19 protein-coding genes are annotated in these 16,577 nt (G+C 39.4%); 3 read left to right on the top strand and 16 right to left on the bottom strand.

The window, feature by feature from the left end; translation table 11 throughout:
- Window positions 1-978: 978 nt before the first annotated feature.
- Window positions 979-1,578: a Crp/Fnr family transcriptional regulator gene (locus tag HCK02_RS10600; protein WP_167630086.1), complete on the top strand. Its 600-nt coding sequence runs from the start codon at window positions 979-981 to the stop codon at window positions 1,576-1,578.
- Window positions 1,579-1,874: 296 nt separating this feature from the next.
- On the opposite strand, the gene HCK02_RS10595 is transcribed toward HCK02_RS10600, so the two are convergent.
- From HCK02_RS10595 to HCK02_RS10525, 15 genes are all read right to left on the bottom strand, one after another.
- On the bottom strand, window positions 1,875-2,309 hold the full coding sequence (locus HCK02_RS10595; protein ID WP_167630085.1) for a universal stress protein: 435 nt from the start codon (window positions 2,307-2,309) through the stop codon (window positions 1,875-1,877).
- Between the two features lie 12 nt (window positions 2,310-2,321).
- Window positions 2,322-2,687, bottom strand: coding sequence for a DUF1622 domain-containing protein (locus HCK02_RS10590; RefSeq protein WP_167630084.1), 366 nt, complete (start codon window positions 2,685-2,687; stop codon window positions 2,322-2,324).
- A 160-nt stretch (window positions 2,688-2,847) separates the two neighbouring features.
- A complete protein-coding gene (locus tag HCK02_RS10585; protein WP_167630083.1) occupies window positions 2,848-3,000 on the bottom strand; it encodes a hypothetical protein in 153 nt (50 codons plus the stop codon).
- Window positions 3,001-3,031: 31 nt separating this feature from the next.
- On the bottom strand, window positions 3,032-3,301 hold the full coding sequence (locus HCK02_RS10580) for a YiaA/YiaB family inner membrane protein (protein ID WP_167630082.1): 270 nt from the start codon (window positions 3,299-3,301) through the stop codon (window positions 3,032-3,034).
- Window positions 3,302-3,456: 155 nt separating this feature from the next.
- Window positions 3,457-4,932, bottom strand: coding sequence for a xylulokinase (xylB, locus tag HCK02_RS10575; protein ID WP_167630081.1), 1,476 nt, complete (start codon window positions 4,930-4,932; stop codon window positions 3,457-3,459).
- A 15-nt stretch (window positions 4,933-4,947) separates the two neighbouring features.
- Window positions 4,948-5,925 (bottom strand): aldose epimerase family protein, encoded by a 978-nt coding sequence (locus tag HCK02_RS10570; RefSeq protein ID WP_167630080.1) that lies wholly within the window; start codon window positions 5,923-5,925, stop codon window positions 4,948-4,950.
- 55 nt (window positions 5,926-5,980) lie between these two features.
- On the bottom strand, window positions 5,981-6,508 hold the full coding sequence (locus HCK02_RS10565; RefSeq protein WP_167630079.1) for a D-lyxose/D-mannose family sugar isomerase: 528 nt from the start codon (window positions 6,506-6,508) through the stop codon (window positions 5,981-5,983).
- Between the two features lie 19 nt (window positions 6,509-6,527).
- Window positions 6,528-7,625, bottom strand: a complete 1,098-nt coding sequence (locus HCK02_RS10560; RefSeq protein WP_167630078.1) for a PTS fructose transporter subunit IIC — start codon at window positions 7,623-7,625, stop codon at window positions 6,528-6,530.
- Between the two features lie 63 nt (window positions 7,626-7,688).
- Window positions 7,689-7,991 (bottom strand): PTS fructose transporter subunit IIB, encoded by a 303-nt coding sequence (locus HCK02_RS10555; RefSeq protein ID WP_115753285.1) that lies wholly within the window; start codon window positions 7,989-7,991, stop codon window positions 7,689-7,691.
- Between the two features lie 20 nt (window positions 7,992-8,011).
- On the bottom strand, window positions 8,012-8,884 hold the full coding sequence (locus tag HCK02_RS10550) for a ketose-bisphosphate aldolase (RefSeq protein ID WP_167630077.1): 873 nt from the start codon (window positions 8,882-8,884) through the stop codon (window positions 8,012-8,014).
- 29 nt (window positions 8,885-8,913) lie between these two features.
- Window positions 8,914-9,375 carry a PTS sugar transporter subunit IIA gene (locus HCK02_RS10545; RefSeq protein ID WP_167630076.1) on the bottom strand — a complete coding sequence of 154 codons (462 nt, stop codon included), beginning with the start codon at window positions 9,373-9,375 and terminating at the stop codon, window positions 8,914-8,916.
- Window positions 9,376-9,377: 2 nt separating this feature from the next.
- Window positions 9,378-10,847 (bottom strand): BglG family transcription antiterminator, encoded by a 1,470-nt coding sequence (locus HCK02_RS10540; RefSeq protein WP_167630075.1) that lies wholly within the window; start codon window positions 10,845-10,847, stop codon window positions 9,378-9,380.
- 242 nt (window positions 10,848-11,089) lie between these two features.
- Window positions 11,090-11,941 (bottom strand): aldo/keto reductase, encoded by an 852-nt coding sequence (locus HCK02_RS10535; RefSeq protein ID WP_246215578.1) that lies wholly within the window; start codon window positions 11,939-11,941, stop codon window positions 11,090-11,092.
- A 14-nt stretch (window positions 11,942-11,955) separates the two neighbouring features.
- The gene (locus tag HCK02_RS10530; RefSeq protein WP_167630073.1) at window positions 11,956-12,246 is read right to left on the bottom strand and encodes a DUF1905 domain-containing protein; all 291 of its coding nucleotides are present in this window, start codon (window positions 12,244-12,246) and stop codon (window positions 11,956-11,958) included.
- Window positions 12,247-12,260: 14 nt separating this feature from the next.
- Window positions 12,261-12,860 (bottom strand): TetR/AcrR family transcriptional regulator, encoded by a 600-nt coding sequence (locus HCK02_RS10525; protein ID WP_167630072.1) that lies wholly within the window; start codon window positions 12,858-12,860, stop codon window positions 12,261-12,263.
- Between the two features lie 277 nt (window positions 12,861-13,137).
- Here HCK02_RS10525 and HCK02_RS10520 point away from each other — a divergent pair, with 277 nt between their 5' ends.
- Together HCK02_RS10520 and HCK02_RS10515 are read left to right on the top strand one after the other, a co-directional pair.
- Complete coding sequence (locus tag HCK02_RS10520) at window positions 13,138-14,019, top strand: ABC transporter ATP-binding protein (protein ID WP_167630071.1); 882 nt, start codon at window positions 13,138-13,140, stop codon at window positions 14,017-14,019.
- A 24-nt stretch (window positions 14,020-14,043) separates the two neighbouring features.
- A complete protein-coding gene (locus HCK02_RS10515; RefSeq protein ID WP_167630070.1) occupies window positions 14,044-15,657 on the top strand; it encodes an ABC transporter permease in 1,614 nt (537 codons plus the stop codon).
- A gap of 245 nt (window positions 15,658-15,902) precedes the next feature.
- Here HCK02_RS10515 and HCK02_RS10510 read toward each other — a convergent pair.
- On the bottom strand, window positions 15,903-16,577 hold a 675-nt coding region (locus tag HCK02_RS10510), incomplete at its 5' end, for a protein NO VEIN domain-containing protein (protein WP_167630069.1).

Raw genomic sequence — 16,577 nt, 5'->3', positions numbered from 1 at the left:
GATTCTAAGTGCCTATCTAATCAAAATATTATAGGTCGAAAAGAGCAAATGACTATTTAACGTATTAAAGTTGTTTGCTTTTTCATTTATTGTTGATTTTCTATAATAGGCAGATATAAAGTTCAAAATCTTAGTTTAAAGCATCACACCGACGCCACAATCATTTCAAGGCGTGTATACACAAATTTGTTACCTTCTAGCTTAAAATGGAAAGAGGATCTGCCTAAAGCTGGATTGTGGTGTTCTTCAAGAAAGAATTCTGTTTCAATTTAAGATCAGAAATATATGGTTAATTTTTTATGATACTTTCTTTACTTAACAGAATAGAAAGACAATTTATTTAGGCCTTAGGCTTTAAATGAAATATAAAGCAAACAAAGTTACTCTAACCATATAGGTTCTACTTTTTACCGCTCTTCTTTCTATAATTGCTGCATACGAATAACTTTTATAACAAATCTTGCTTAAAAAACAAAATTCTTAATATTCCTTTCAGCCGACAATGAAAGTGCCAATTCTTCATAGAAAAGTCACACAAAAAGCACTTATGTTTCTTGAAGAAACATAACGAATCTTATATGCACTTATAATGAGTTTATATTAGTGTTTTCTGCAAACGTGTTTAACATGTAGCCATGTAGATTAAAACTATATGAACAGTATTATTTTATGCTTTTATATTCAATTAATTCAGAACTATATATTATAACTCCGGCTTTTAAAGTCTAATTTTTAATTATCAAGTCTAGAAGCACATCACGATAGTTATAAATTTTTTGATACATTGGTCTATACCAGATTAACTAGCACAATAATATTCTGTTATCGATAATTTTATAAACAGAAAAATCTAAAATTAATACTGATTGTTTAATACAGTTTGTTGTTTTAATAAGTGTTTTTTAGCCAGCCTCTCACTTTTTAGAGGTTAGCACATTTCTTATCACGCCATTACTACTATTGAAAGGATGGTATAACATGCTTCATGAAACGATTGAATTCAAAGAGTGGCAATCAATTTTTTGGAAACCCAAGTCATATGATCACAATCAAATCTGTTATAGCAGCATAAAGCCAGAAGACAACAAGATTTTGCTTGTTAATCGAGGTACGCTTTTAATTCAAATTTCAAATCAACAAGGCGAAAAAATCAACACAGAGATTCTTGTGGAGGGGGATATCATCAATGTTGAAGCTCTGTTAGAATCTCCTCTCACTTGGGAAATACCAAATTTTATTCAATATCAAGTCACTGCACTTGGATCTGTTGAGATTTATGAAATTGAAAAAGAATTTTTATTATCACACTTATACGTTGATCCGCGAAAATATCATCGTTTATTTGAAAAGATTATCATTCAGCTTGTCAATATCTCTTTTTCAAACGTGATTTCAAATAAAAAATCACAAACTAAAATCGCTTGGGCTCTATATCGAATAGTTACAAAAGTTGGACAAGTAGCTGAAAAGGACACAAATTTGATTACTCTACCTCGATTCGTGACACAAGCCTTTCTGGCTCAAATCTCAAACACTGGTAAGGCTCGAACAAATGAAGTGATTAAGGATCAGGGATAATCATTCAGCGCAAAAACAAAATAATCGATTCCGACAAGCTCATCTCATATGTTAAACAAGATGTTCTTCCAGATTATTCCTTAGATAATCTATGCAACGATTAATTACCCAAATAAAAGATCCGACCTTTTTCCGAATGGTCGGATCTTTTTCACTTTACTTGAACTCTTACTAATCCGCAAAAATCCCTTTCTCTGCCGAAGTCACATCCATGAACCCTTCTAGCCTATCATAGTCTTCTAAAATTTTAAAAAAAGAACCACTGTAATCACAGTGATTCTTTTTTGAAGTCCGCATTAATTCACAATCAACACACTGCACGGCGCATGTTTTGTGACATAAGCTGAAGTGGAACCAAGTAGCATTCGCTCCACTGCATTTTTTCCTGTTCTTCCTAAAATAATTAAGTCCACTTTATTTTTCTTTGCATATTCAACAATTTGTTTACTTGCATCGCCTTCAACCGTTACTTTTTGAATTGGGCTTTTGGTTTCTGCATTTGCCACAAGCTGATTTAAATATGTCTCAGCTAACGTTTCAAATTCATCTGTTTCCGGTAAAATCTGATACTCTGGTGATAAATAAAATTCTTGATCATTTGGTAGCGATTGATCGACCACAGCAAGTAATGTGATTTCTGCTTTTTCTCCGTATGTTAGCGCCTCTGAAAAAGCGTGATAGGATTTCTCTGATCCGTCTACTGCTACTAAAATTTTACGTTTTTCTGTCATACGTTTCTCTCCTTAGTTGTCCTCAAATTCTTTGATTTCTTTTGTTAAAAAATAGGAAATAACCGTTCGAATAACAACGATTAAGCCTAACATCATGATATCTTTAAATGTCGGTTTTACAATGGTTTCAATGATATCAGCGGCGATAAGCACTTCTAAACTGAGCAGCACATAGCTTCCCAATTTATTTTTTACCGAGTTATTTGCCCTGACAATATCTTGTTTCTTCCCAGACCAAATAAGTTTTGTTAGTAAAAACCATACAACTTGCCAAACGCCGATCACTAAAATAAGGATCGAAATCAAGTTGAGAACTAAAACAATCCATTCCATCACCGGTAAAAGAAACCTCGTTAAGTTTTCGCTTAGTTCGAACATTGGCTGTCTCCTTTTTCATTATAATAGAAAAATTTTACTTTACTTTCAAGTTATACACTATTTACCACAATTTATTTATACAAAAACTTACTTGGCGCAAAATAAAAACAATCTGTGAATTTTAATAACTCACAGATTGTTTTAAAATACTGTCTTTGAACTAGTTTCCTTTTAACAACAAAATAAGTAAAATAATAACACTTGCGCTCATGCTGCTGAGATTCTTTTTCTTAATCAGGTTATGTATCAGTGCTGTACAAATCGTATAAACAACAGCCAAAACAAATAACAGATTCAAAATAACAGTATTCACGTAACGCCGCCTACCTCTTGTTTGCATTCGATTATTCTTGGCTTGTTTGATCACGTTCCATATCGACTGCACGAAACATTTGATTGTAGCGCTCTTCGTCTTCTTGATTATCGCGTACCACTTTTGCTACGGTAAACGCTGAAGAAACAAGTCCAATGGAAGCCATGAAGTAATAGCCCTTAACCATCAGTGGCTCTTTTAACGTAATCAGTCCAATAATCATTAATGCGAGGAAAGCTAAAAAGGCTCCCCATGCCAGCAATACAAATGCTGGTGAATTTCGATAAGCTTTTCTTTTCATCTGTCTTCTCCTTTTTTGTTCGTTATTTACGTCATTAGTTTACCATATCTATTGACGTTTTAATGTGACAACTTTTTGACACTTTTTATTTTTTTACATAAAAACAATAAATACTATCAAAAAAGTTGAGCGCACGGGTGCGCTCAACTGCTCTCTTATTCCGTTTTCTTGCTTAACCGGTTTTGCATCTCGCTTTGTTCCAAAAAGCCTTGGTAGGCCTCTTTGTAGCGCTCCACATTCCCCTTAATTGGTGTAAACGTTTTTCGAAGCGGATTGAATTTCATCAAGATTTCTGCTGATTTGCTGCCTTCTATCGCTTGAATCGCACAAATGAACGCTCCAAATGCTGGTCCCTCATCCAGTGCGAGCACCTCCATCCTCGTTTCAAAAACATCTGCAAACATTTGCAGCCAAAGCGGATTTTTGACCACGCCGCCCGTAATACGAAACGTTTGGATCGCCTCACCAAGTTCCATTTGATCGTAGACATTTTTAAGTGAAAAGGTTACACCTTCAAGAACCGCGCGAACAATATCCTGACGCCTGTGATTAGCCCTTATTCCAGTGATTGACGCGCTCAAATAGGGATTAAAATAAGGGCTGCGTTCACCGAATAAATACGGACTAAAGCGAACCCCATTCGCCCCAATTGGAACTTGCGCAAGCTCGCCCGTCAATTCTTCAAAATCTTCATTGGGCGCGAAAACCTTTCGAAACCACTCGAGTGAATAACCCGCAGATAAGGTTACCCCCATTTTGTAATCCCATCCTGAGATGACGGAATTAAAATAATGATACTTTCCCGTCACTTCACTGGTCGGTCGTGAATAGGCTAACACCACGCCCGATGTCCCAACAGAAATCAATCCTTGTGTTTCTGGATGACTGATATTGCCGAGCGCTCCGCAGGCATTATCAGCCCCGCCAATCACAATCCGCACTTCCCTTTCTATGCCAAATTTTTCTTGAAGCGCTGGTTTAAGTTTTCCAACAACCGCCACCGATTCCACGACTTCCGGACATTGCTCAAGTTTGATTCCTAACTCTCGAAGCAACTCTTCATCCCAAGCATGGCGCTTCACATCATACAAAATAGTTCCAGACGCATCTGAGCGATCCGTGAAAACCTGCCCCGTCAAATAGTAGACGAGGTAGTCTTTTGGCATCATAAATTTCCATGTTCGCTCAAATAATGCTGGTTCGTTGCGCTTGACCCACAAAATTTTAGGTAGCGTGAAGCCTTCCAAAGCGATATTTTTTTCAACTTGCAGCAAATGTTCCGCATATTGTGCCTTCAAAAATTCCACTTCCGCCACCGTTCGCGTATCATTCCACAAGATGGCATTTCGAAGTGGGCATCCCGTTTCATCTAGCAAGACCAAGCTATGCATCTGCCCAGAAAACGAGATTGCTTCAAGATCGCGCACAAGCTCAGGCGCTTCTAATAACAACTGGCTGAAAGCCTCATCAAATGCTTGAAGCCAGTCCTGCGGGTTTTCTTCGCTATAATGCGGTTGCTCGGAAATAATGCTGAACGGGCTCGTTGTCGTAGCTAAAATCGTCCCGTCGCTTTGTGCCGCTATCATTTTAATGGAACTAGTTCCTAAATCGACTCCGACGTAACACGCCAAATCACTCACTCCTTTTTAAAGAATTTCATATTCTGTGAAAGCATAATAATCATCCGTCAAATAATCTGTCGCTTCGTGAACGTAATTAGGCATGCGCTGCATTTCAAAGGTGATTCCTTGATATTTCGTCATGCGCTTGCCATCGTTAATGGGTACCGGGGCTGTGACTTTATTGGCGGTATAAATCACACAAGCTTCTTGATTAGAACGAATCACTAGCTTGTTCATTTCCGCTTCATCTGTGAGCTCAATTTTTGCCACTTCGGGATTATTTGGTTCTTCAAAGCAATATGCTAAGTCAATTCCATCCGCACAAATTTCCGATAACTCGGTTCCAAGTTCGAAAGCTTTCCCAACCTGAGCACGCGAATTAAAATTAAACGGCGCATATTCTGGATCTCCAACACGGAAGTCTATATATTCTTCCGTTGGCACGAACGCATCATCAATCAGCTGCAACCTCGAATCTGCGGTTTTCAATTGATGCGTCTCGATAGTTGCTTTATCTTGATTCAAATTAAAAAAAGCATGATTGGTTAAATTGCAAATCGTCGGTACCTCTGCTGTGCCATACATCTCGATGCGAAATCGGTTGTTCTCGAGCCGGTAAACGAGCCGAAACGCCATCTTTTCATAAAGCGACTCCGCGTCATCCACTAAATAAAGCTCATAGGCAGAATCATCCAATTTTCGTACCTGCCACTCTTGAAATTGCAAACCGTTTCGGCCACCATGCAAGTGAAGATCCCCTTCATTACAATCAAGTGCCACTTTTTCCCCAGCAAAATTGGTATAAAAAGGCGGAAAAGTTCGTCCGGCATTTCGTCCGATCGTAGCCCCTAAAAAGTAAGGATTCGTTCGATACTCGCTTAAGTCCGCATAATGAATTAAATAATTGGTATTCGTTTTCTTGTTGACCATCTTCGTCAAGCAGCCACCTTGGTCGATAAACTCGATCCGCACTGCTTCATTTTCGATTTGATAAGTTTTCATGCTTCCCTCCAAAAAACAGACTTGAACTTAAAATAAGCCCAAGTCTGCCAAATCATTATTTCGTCACGCGTTCAATATTTGGATTGGTAAAAATATCGCTTGGATCATCACTTGGCGTCGAAAATTCAGAAATAATGGCTCCTTCTTCGCCGGCTTGAAACCAGTGAAGAGTGTCCGGTTCGATCGTGTACTGTTCACCAGGATTCAGCTCAATTTCGTGCCTAACCGTATAATAAGCTTCTTGCCCCGCCGGAATCGTACTTTTGATGGCTGCCGTATTTTCCTCGCCTTCCACATAAAGATAGACTTTTCCTTTGCGACAGCGGAACGTTTCACGCTTTCCTTCGATTTCCAGATGCGCTCCTCGGCGCGGGTGACGGTGTTCTGGGCAAGTTTGTCCAGGAAGCAAAACCATCTCCTTTGCGCAATATGTGTCGTTATTGACGTAAACGATCAAATTTAAGCCTTCCGTCTCCAAGCGATTTAAGCCAAAGTCCGCATAATCAATGTTTTTTAGCTCCTCTTCCGTAAAAGCAATCCCCGAATCTAGAAAAGCTTGCTTTATTCGCGCTTGATAATCCATTTCCTTCCACTCCTAAATATTAATTAATTTTAAGTTCATCCCAAGAAATTTCGTCTTCTTCTTTTTCTTCCACAATGATTTCCGCATTTGGATCCACTCGTTTTTTAAGAATCAAGATGGAAACGGCTGTTACAAGTGAACCAATCAAGAGTGCCGCAAGGAATGCCCATGGATGCGTCATCGTTGGGACAGCGAACATGCCGGAAGCTGGAATATGGCTATCTGCTCCCCATAACATGCTTAGTCCACCACCAACAGCGCCACCAATCCCCGTTGCGAGTACGCAGCGCAATAAGTCATTTAAAACGATCGGGAAGCAACCTTCCGTAATTTGACAGATTCCCATCGGAAATGCTGTTTTCAAAGTTTCCACTTCTTGTTTGTTAAAGATATTTTTGCGAACCACTTTGCCTAAGAAAAATGCAATCGTTAGTCCAAATGGTGTGACCATAGAAGCTAAAATGAGTACCGTGATCGGTTCATAGATTCCTTCAGAGAACAGTGCGAACACAAAGGCAAACACCACTTTATTGATGGCTCCACCATAGTCAATTGAAGCGAGCACGCCGATAATCGCCCCATAAACAAAGAGTGACGACGTATTCAAGTTTCCTAAGTAACTCGTCAATAATTCAGTAAACCACGTGATCGGTGTTCCAACCACATAATACATCACAATTCCCGCAAGTAGCGTACTGATAAATGGAATCACAAGCGTCGGCATAAGCCCTTCCATCCAGCTTGGAACCTTAATGTAAGTAACTAATAAAACAACAATAATACCTGAAATATAACCGCCTACTAAGCCACCAAGAAAGCCTGTACCAATTCCATTTGCAACCATCCCGACAATTAGTCCGGGCGCAATCCCTGGTTTATCCGCAATCGAATAAGCAATGGCCGTTGAAACAATCATCGGCAATAAGCCCAGCCCGTATCCTCCCATTGTCGTTAAGGCGTCAGGAAAGGAAAATCCATCCTTGAAACTTTCGATATTTGCTCCACCTGTCATATTCCCAATGGCAAGCAAGAAACCAGAAGCCACTATGATCGGTAGAAAGAACGAAATGGCTGTCATGAGATGCTTTTTAAAACCGATATTTTTAAGCGCTTTCATTGTTTTACCTCCTAAAAGCAAGGCACATTGGTTTCCGTAACGCACCTTGCTTATTTTTTTGTTTTAAACCTGTTCTACTTTTTCAATGAGTTTAGTTGGTGATTTAACGACTAAACTTGTTGGAACTTCTACAATTTTTTTATCCTTGAACCGTTCGCGGCCGTTAACTTTGATGTCCGCTGCAATGATCACGATATCCGCCGCATCAATATCTTGCTGAGTAAGCGCATCTTGTGTTCCGGCAAGGCCTTGCGTCTCAATATGAATTTCGTGTCCCCTGCTTTCCGCTGCTTTGGAAAGCTTTTCTTTCGCAATATAAGTGTGGGCAATACCCGCTGTGCAGGCTGCAATACCAACAATTTTCATCAGTCCAACCTCCCTTGTTTCTAGTTAAAATAATGTTTTGCTTGATCAATCGAATTAAACAGTTTAATTTTTTCAAGTGCGACTTTTTTCGTTTCTTTCATGCAGTCAGGAAAAAGTACGTTTGGTTCGCGAATTTCGGAGTTACCACTATTCAAAATTTCCCGAAGCTTATTCGCAAAAACAATCTTGATGTCGCTTGAAATATTGATTTTGTTTACCCCCATCGTGACTGCTTTGGCGATTTCTTCATCTGGATTACTAGACCCGCCGTGTAAGACAAGCGGAATGTCCGTTGCTTTTTCAATTTCTTCTAAAATATCGAGGCGCAATTTCGGATCAACGTCTTTTGGATAAATGCCGTGTGCAGTTCCGATCGCAACCGCTAAACTGTCAACGCCTGTTTTATCAATGAAATCTTGAGCTACTTTCGGATCCGTATAAATTACTTCACTAACGCCGCCTTCAACCGTGTTCCCCGTGTCGCCGATCGTTCCAAGTTCCGCTTCAACAGAAACCCCCACCGGATGAGCTGCCGCAACCACTTTTTTCGAAATCTCAATATTTTCTTCATAAGGTAAATGAGAAGCATCAATCATGACTGACGTAAAACCAAGTTGAATCGCATGAATCACTTGTTCATAACTTGCTCCGTGGTCCAAGTGGATACAAACTGGCACTTTAGAATGATTCGCCAAATATTTCACTTGATCCACAAAACTATCCGTTAAAAAGCTTAATTCATCCGGGTGAATCGCAATCATAACTGGTGATTTTGCTTCTTCACACGCTTCCATTACCGCATTTAAAAGCTGTCCAGATCCAGCGTTAAACGCAGGAACCGCGAACTTTCTTTCTTTTGCTACCGCCATAATTTCTTTTCCAGATACTAACATAATTTCCTCTCCTACTTTCCTTTTGTATTTTATTTATTGGTAATCAGTTGATACATTTCATCGACTGACGTAACTCCCTTTAAATCATCTAAAAAGTCTTCATCTGCGAGTAGTGTCGCCACTTGTTGTAGCAGCAAAACATGCGTGGTATTGATGTCTGAGTCCTTCACTGCAAACAAAATGACTACTTCAACATCCTCACCGTCGAGCGTTTCCCACTTGATCGGTTTTTCTAGCGTAGCCACCGCAATCGTAGTCGTCTCAACCGAAGCAGATTTCCCGTGCGGAATAGCGATCCCTTGGCCAATACCCGTTTCGCCTTCGAGCTCGCGCAGATATACATCTTCTAAAAAGGACGTTTCATCTGCAATATAGTGATTTTCATGGAGCAAATGAATGAGTTCCTTTAGAATCTCGTCTTTATTTCCCGCTTTAGAGTTAATCAAAATCAGTTCTTTATGAATGACTTCTTCTAATAACACCTTTTCCATAATTAAGTCTCCTTTAGCATGTAATTAATTTTCTGTATATCTTGGCTCGTTAATAACGGACTTATTGTTAAAACTGGAAGATTTACCGCATCTAGTGGAACCCGCAAAGTTGAAAGAATCAAATCGATGTTCTCGTTTAAAAATGCCTTGTTATTTTTCATCTGTCTTTGACTCATCGTAGCTACGATATTGATATTTTGAACATTCTTCTCCAAGCGAATCTTCAACAATTCCGAAGTGCCAATCCCTGTTGAACAAACGAGCAGCACATTTTTGGCTTGGCTTTTACTTAACTTATACTTTTCAAAGTACAGCGTAAGATAACCAATTTCTTCCTCATTGATTTTCGTTTCAAAAGTCAATTCCTTATTGATTTCTGCAATAATCGCTTTGAGCTTATAAAAAGTATCTCGATATTCCACTTTCTCTTCCTCTAGCAAATTGTTTTCTACCGTGATACCGCTTCTAAGCCGACTAAGCATCGGAAGCGTGTGCTGATAAATGTCTTCATAAAGTGAGCGGCAGCTTGGCAAGAGTGACTTATCCGAGATGCTAAAAAAACTAGTGATCAACTGATTGGAAATTAATTCCGCTAAACTTTTGTCTACATTACTGCTTTCTCTTTCTTGGATATTAATCGAATATAGATTTTGGAAAATAAAGAATTCTTCCATTTCACTTAATTCAAGATTCAAATAGCATTCAATATTGCCTTTAATTTGCCTAGCTACTTCAGCAAGCCGCCTGTTGGTATGAAGCAACTGTAACTCATCTACTTCCAGTGGTTCCTGCCTTTGAAGATAACTAACATCTCCTTCACGATACCGTTTCAGCAACATATAAATATGCGTATAAAGCGTAATATCATATGGATAATTAATGGTTTCCCCGATCGACTCCTCGAGAAGCGCTAATTGTTTATCTAGGAAATGCTTATCAAATTCGTTCAATTCAATCCCAATTTCCCCAAGCGCATTCAAGTTGTGTGTTTCCAGAATAATTTCGTGAATTGCCTTACGAATATCTTGTTCCTTCCCCTCAATCCAAACATAATCCAGATTCATTCGAAGTTTAATGTGATAAACAAGCAGTCGCTCTTCCAGTTTTTTCATCAGTCGTTCCGCCGTACTTTCACTCACATACTCAAATTTAAAGGCTTCACGACTTTTTTTGTTAGGATGCTTATACATTAACGATAGTAATAAGTCATTCAACTGATTTTCTTCCTTATAGTCAATCGACTGCTGAATATTGATATTAATAAATGCCGGGTTCAAAATATAGCCTTTCCCCGTTTCGGATAAAATGAGAGGTTTTTGATAATCACTTTGTGCAATATCATTGATTTTCTTCACTAATCGGTAAATGGTTTTGTTTGAAACGAAAAGTTGACTGGCTAACTCACCTGCAGAAGTGAACGTTTCATAATTTAATACATTTAATACGTTATTCTCGTTTGTACTAAAAATCATTCCAACCACCTCACAGTTATTATTATAAGACCTTTGTATGCGTTTACACGTCAATCTATGTCCATAGAGACGGACAATCCCTCAGAAGTGGTTATGGCCTCGCTTACATACATCTAAATTTATATTATTTTACATTTATAATTATAATCAAAAATGACTCTATTAAGAACCCCCCTAGTCTCTCATAAATACGTAGGCATAAAAAAAGCTACCAATTCTCTTCCATTGGTAGCTTTCCTCAATCAATCTAAAGTAATTCCGTTCAATCGTTCTACAAGCTGATAATTTTCACGAGGACCTGTGCTATCAGGTGCGCGATCCAAGCTTGCTATTTGCTGCATCTCTTCTTCTGTTAACTTAAAGTCAAAAATCGCAAAGTTTTCTTTGATCCGTTCCAAATGCGTCGACTTCGGAATGGCCATATTCCCAAGCTGAGTTTGCCATCTCAAAATCACTTGCGGAACTGTCTTCTCATGTTTCCGTGCAATAGCCGTCAAAACAGCATCTTCAAAAATGCCATCCTTCCCTTGATTAAACGGGCTCCAAGCTTCAATCGCAACATCAAAATGAGCCGCCGTATCACGTTGCCATGCTTGCCCGCGATATGGATGGAGTTCAATTTGGTCAAGTACCGGTTTGACTTCTTGATTTAAAATTAAATCCGCTAGCCTTCCCGTTGAAAAATTAGAAACACCAATTGCTTTCACTTTTCCTGCCCGATAAAGTTCCGTTAAAGCCCGCCATGCCCCATAATAATCACTATAAGGTTGATGAATTAAAAAGATATCCAAGTAATCCGTTCCAAGCTTTTTCGTCGAGCGCTCAAAAGCACGCATCGCCCCGCCATAACTCGCATCCGTAATCCAGAGTTTCGTAGTCAAAGTGATTTCACTTCTTGGAATGCCACTTTTTTGAATGGCCCGACCAACCGCTTCTTCATTCAAATAAACCGCAGCCGTATCAATCAACCGGTAACCCGTTTGAAGCGCATGTAAAACCGCTTGTTCTGCCTCATCTTGATCCGTGATTTGAAACACGCCAAACCCAAGCACCGGCACCTTTAATCCATTATTTAAAGTTTTATATTCCATCATAAAGACTTCCTTTCTTAAATTCGCTCCTGCACCGTAAGATGAACCGTATCGCCAATCGTTTTCCCGATTTTCGCGCGGATATCCTTTCGAATACCTAAAATATAACAAACCGAGCCATCTGGATTTTTAACACCCATATTCACGATGCTTCCTTCATAAGGTACGCCATCAAATGTTGCCGCAACTTTCACACGACCTTTCCCGAATTCCTCTCGTACATCATATGGAAATACCGTATAAGCACCGCCTTTTCCAACTTCTGCTTCATAAATTTCCGAATCAAATTCATATACTTTTTCATTCATCAAAGCAAAACCTCCTATTTCTTGCTTGGGGCAATTCCCTTAACAATAATTTCTGTCCATTCTTCCGTATACGGCAAAATTTTATCATAGATTTTTGGATTTGAAATCCCTTCTACGAGGGCCTCGAAAAACAGCATCAAAAACTCATCGGAATATCTTAAATCAACTTTTCCTTCCTTGCGCCCGCGGTGAAATAAATCAAGCATAATGCTGAAACTTTCTTTTGTATAAGCTTCCATTAATAGCGACAAATCACGATTTTCTTTTTGCGTATAATAGCCCATCAAATCCATGTAAAACTGATGTTCAATCCGCTCCAAATAGCGAATCTTGTTTTGACTCATAGCAATCAAAGTCTCTTCAAATGGTCGCTCTTCCGCCATAATTTCTTTCGCCGAATCCGCCATATCTGTCATAAACTGGATGAACACTTGGTGAATCAAATTATCCTTGCTCCCAAAATACTTAAAAATCGTAGCTTTACTAATTCCCGATTGTTTGACGATCTCATCCACCGTAAGCCCTTCAACCCCATTAGGAGAATTCATTAAATCAAAAGTAGCGGTTAAAATTTGCTTTCTTTTTTCTTTGCTGCGCTTTTCAAATCCGTTCATTACTCTTCAACCTCTCATTTATATAATAAACCATTAATCTTTTTTTAGTTCAGATTATTTTCTCTTCCTATTATATAGTTCATTTAATAAACTATCAAGTAGAAAACAGTCATAAACTTTATCAAATTTTCAATTGACAAGTGCTAAGAAATGGAATATTATTGACCTGAAAACAGAATTGCAGTTTACTAAATAGAAAATATGGGTAATTTTAAACTTAAGAAACTCATTTCGTTCTATTTTATCATCAAACCCGAAAAAAGGAGTATCAAAAATCATGGCAGAAATTGTAAAAGTCGAACATCTACAAAAGAAATTCGGTAAATTCCAAGCATTATCCGACGTTTCATTCACCGTAAATCCAGGAGAAGTTCTTGGCTTCATCGGCCCAAATGGAGCAGGAAAATCCACCACCATTCGCACATTGCTTGGTATCATTCATCGCGACGGAGGACGGGCAGAAATTTTTGAGAAAGACGTTTGGAAAGACAGCCTTGAGATTCATAAACGCATTTCTTATGTTCCAGGTGACGTTGCGCTTTGGGGCAGCTTAACTGGTGGAGAAATCATTGACTTGTTCATGAAATTGCACGGAAACGGTGATAAAGCCAAACGTGATGCGCTCATTCAAAAATTCGAACTGGATCCGCGCAAAAAAGCTAAAAATTACTCTAAAGGAAATCGGCAAAAAGTTGGCTTAATAGCTGCACTGGCAGTAGATTCCGACCTGTATATTTTTGACGAACCGACATCGGGACTTGACCCACTCATGGAAGCTATTTTTCAAGATGAAGTCGAAAAAATCAAGCAGGCAGGAAAAGCGATCATTTTGTCTTCACACATTTTGAGCGAAGTGGAACGCCTCGCGGATAAAATCGCCATCATCCGCCAAGGAAAAGTCGTAGAAACAGGAACACTAGCTGAACTTCGCCATCTAACTCGCTCCACGATCACCGTTCAAACCAAAGATGACGTAGCGACATTTAAAAACTTGGATGGCGTCCATGATTTTGTCCAAAAAGAAAACGAAGCGACCTTTTCAGCGGATCAGCCAGCAATGAATGAAATTTTAGCAACGGCAGCCAAACTGGGCGTAATGAAATTCGAATCCGTTCCGCCAACACTTGAAGACTTATTCATGCGGCATTACGAAGCATAGGCGATTCGGAGGAGGGAAATTAGAATGAATGAGAAATTTTCACGTTGGATGCTATTATTCGTCCAATATTTAAAACGAGACTGGAAGAAAATTATTTTTTGGGTAGGCGGACTTGGACTCTTTTCCGGCGCTTATGTTCCCGCTTTTGAAGAAATCAGCAAAGGGACGGGCTTAATCGGCATGTACGAAACGATGCAAAACCCGGCAATGATTTCGATGGTCGGACCAACCCCTGTTGCAAGAGCTGGGGATTATACCCTTGGCGCAATGTATGCCAATGAAATGCTACTTTTTTGCGGTTTATTTGCAGCTGTGATCTCGATACTGCACGTGGTCAGCCACACACGCAAGGAAGAAGAACTTGGACTCACCGAACTTGTGCGCTCATTTAGCGTAGGACGCCAAGCGAATTCATTCGCCGTCATGAAAGAAACCTTTCTAATCAACTTGTTACTTGGCGTTACGATCAGCATCATCATGGCAAGCTTTGGCGCGGATACCATCACGATGGAAGGCTCATTTTTATTTGGCTTTTCCGTAGCCGGGGCAGGACTTCTTGGCGCAGCGATCGCGCTCTTTTTCGCTCAAATTATGCCGGCATCATCGGGCACAACGGGAGCCTCGCTTGGCTTCTTAGGTTTACTTTACATCTTGCGGGCAGCGACCGACACGACCAATGTGGATTTATCCGCATTTAACCCTATGAGTTGGACGTATCTCACCTACCCTTTCACAGAAAATAACTGGTTGCCTTTAATTTACCTGCTCATTTTCGTGATCGCAGTCAGCGTTATTTCGTTCTTGTTAGAAAGCGGGCGCGACATGGGAGACGGCTACTTGCCACAGCGCGAGGGTCGAAGCGAAGCACGGCGCGGACTACTATCCGTTCGTGGCTTACTCACCAAGTTAAACAAAGGCATCACAATCGGCTGGCTAATCGCTTTTGTCGTCATGGGCGCTGCATACGGCTCGATTTACGGCGACATGCAATCCTTTTTAGAAGGAAACGCATTAATGAAGCAGATGTTCAGCAGTTCGCACATTTCGCTTGAAGAATCGTTCACGGGGACCATTATGATCGTTCTCGTCTCCCTATCGGCGATTTTACCGATTGCGATCATGAACCGCCTTTTCACAGAAGAAACGCGCGGACGTTTCAGCCAAATTTTTTCGACAAAAGTCACACGCGCAAAGCTTTACTGGACGAGCGCCATTTTAGCGACTTTAGCAGGTGTACTAGCTCTATTTCTTAGCGCAGGAAGCTTAGGTGGGGCTGCACTGTCTTCGATGGGAAATGGTACAAAAATGAACTTTGGCGATTTCCTTGGCGCCGGCTTCAACTTTTTCCCTGCGATTTTATTTTTCATTGGCCTCGCCGGCTTATTCCTAGGCTGGCTACCTAAACTTGGAAAACTCGTTTACATTTATTTAGGCTATTCATTTATGTTGAATTACTTCGGCGGGATCCTTGACCTTCCAGACTGGTTCTCAAAAACTGCTGTCCAATTTTGGTTCCCGCAACTTCCGGGTGAATCCTTCGATTTACCTACTTTCCTAACTGTTACGGCAATCGGGATCGTGTTGCTTGTGCTCGGATATATCGGGTATAAACACCGGGATTTGGTTGAAGGAGATTAATCTTTATACGTCAAAATAAAACATGTAGTTGAGGCTTGCTTGATCGAGCCTTAGCTACGTGTTTTTTAATGGAGCGGAGCAACTTTTGAAGCTTAGACGTTTGGTGAGCATTTGGAACAATCGTTATATGATGGTTAATTAAAAGAAAAATTCACAAAATATCCACAGATTTTTAAATTGCGATCTGGTGATCTTAAATGAGATTCGTCCTAGCGTCCTCCATTTACCAGAATCGAGGATGTTTTTTACGGAAGATGAGGAGGAATGCTTACTGCAAAATTGACAGGCTCTACTAAAAAATTGTCTAACTGAAAAGCATCAACAATCATTAATTTGGGAATTTCTTTGTAGTAATCAAATACACGATATATTCTATACTGTTCCTTCCTCTCCTCTAACTTAATTAATTCATTTTTGGACATAAAAAAAGGGGTATTCATATCTCCGCTTGTAGTCTTGACTTCAATATAAATTGGAACAATTTTTTTAGTTTCATTTATGAAATCATAAGAAACAATATCATACCCATGGCCATCTCCTTCAACTTTTGATACATGCTTAATTTCATCTATATACTTTCTTAAATTTGCCGAATTAGCTAATCTTTCTTTTTCAAAATTCAACACCAGTTCCTCTCCAGCCAATCCTACTGATGTATTTTGTTCAGTTAACTTTTGATAATCATTTTTCCTTATGTTTATACTGGATTTACTGTTCTTTGGACCTTGCTCATTTAATTTTACTCTATCTACTAGTCTAAGTTTTTTTAATTGCTCATATTTTTTAGATCGATTAATATTTTGTTTTCTAATCCTCTCTTTAAAGTTTTGGTCATTTAATATATATTCAATCGAATCCGCTATCCAATCATTTTTCTCTTTAATTAATTTTGATTTTAGTTCGCTTAGAATTTCTAACAT

It is taken from the genome of Listeria valentina (assembly GCF_011800755.1).
In the GTDB taxonomy this organism is placed as follows: domain Bacteria; phylum Bacillota; class Bacilli; order Lactobacillales; family Listeriaceae; genus Listeria; species Listeria valentina.
This window is presented reverse-complemented; position numbering and strand designations above follow the sequence as displayed.

Bases quoted from the DNA above. Each gene is read 5' to 3' on its own strand.
- HCK02_RS10540 (WP_167630075.1), bottom strand. From the start codon at position 10,847: ATGATTTTTAGTACAAACGAGAATAACGTATTAAATGTATTAAATTAT.
- HCK02_RS10570 (WP_167630080.1), bottom strand. From the start codon at position 5,925: ATGAAAACTTATCAAATCGAAAATGAAGCAGTGCGGATCGAGTTTATC.
- HCK02_RS10530 (WP_167630073.1), bottom strand. From the start codon at position 12,246: ATGAATGAAAAAGTATATGAATTTGATTCGGAAATTTATGAAGCAGAA.
- HCK02_RS10520 (WP_167630071.1), top strand. From the start codon at position 13,138: ATGGCAGAAATTGTAAAAGTCGAACATCTACAAAAGAAATTCGGTAAA.
- HCK02_RS10525 (WP_167630072.1), bottom strand. From the start codon at position 12,860: ATGAACGGATTTGAAAAGCGCAGCAAAGAAAAAAGAAAGCAAATTTTA.
- HCK02_RS10560 (WP_167630078.1), bottom strand. From the start codon at position 7,625: ATGAAAGCGCTTAAAAATATCGGTTTTAAAAAGCATCTCATGACAGCC.
- HCK02_RS10545 (WP_167630076.1), bottom strand. From the start codon at position 9,375: ATGGAAAAGGTGTTATTAGAAGAAGTCATTCATAAAGAACTGATTTTG.
- HCK02_RS10550 (WP_167630077.1), bottom strand. From the start codon at position 8,884: ATGTTAGTATCTGGAAAAGAAATTATGGCGGTAGCAAAAGAAAGAAAG.
- HCK02_RS10590 (WP_167630084.1), bottom strand. From the start codon at position 2,687: ATGTTCGAACTAAGCGAAAACTTAACGAGGTTTCTTTTACCGGTGATG.
- HCK02_RS10580 (WP_167630082.1), bottom strand. From the start codon at position 3,301: ATGAAAAGAAAAGCTTATCGAAATTCACCAGCATTTGTATTGCTGGCA.
- HCK02_RS10535 (WP_246215578.1), bottom strand. From the start codon at position 11,941: ATGATGGAATATAAAACTTTAAATAATGGATTAAAGGTGCCGGTGCTT.
- HCK02_RS10565 (WP_167630079.1), bottom strand. From the start codon at position 6,508: ATGGATTATCAAGCGCGAATAAAGCAAGCTTTTCTAGATTCGGGGATT.
- HCK02_RS10595 (WP_167630085.1), bottom strand. From the start codon at position 2,309: ATGACAGAAAAACGTAAAATTTTAGTAGCAGTAGACGGATCAGAGAAA.
- HCK02_RS10600 (WP_167630086.1), top strand. From the start codon at position 979: ATGCTTCATGAAACGATTGAATTCAAAGAGTGGCAATCAATTTTTTGG.
- HCK02_RS10515 (WP_167630070.1), top strand. From the start codon at position 14,044: ATGAATGAGAAATTTTCACGTTGGATGCTATTATTCGTCCAATATTTA.
- HCK02_RS10555 (WP_115753285.1), bottom strand. From the start codon at position 7,991: ATGAAAATTGTTGGTATTGCAGCCTGCACAGCGGGTATTGCCCACACT.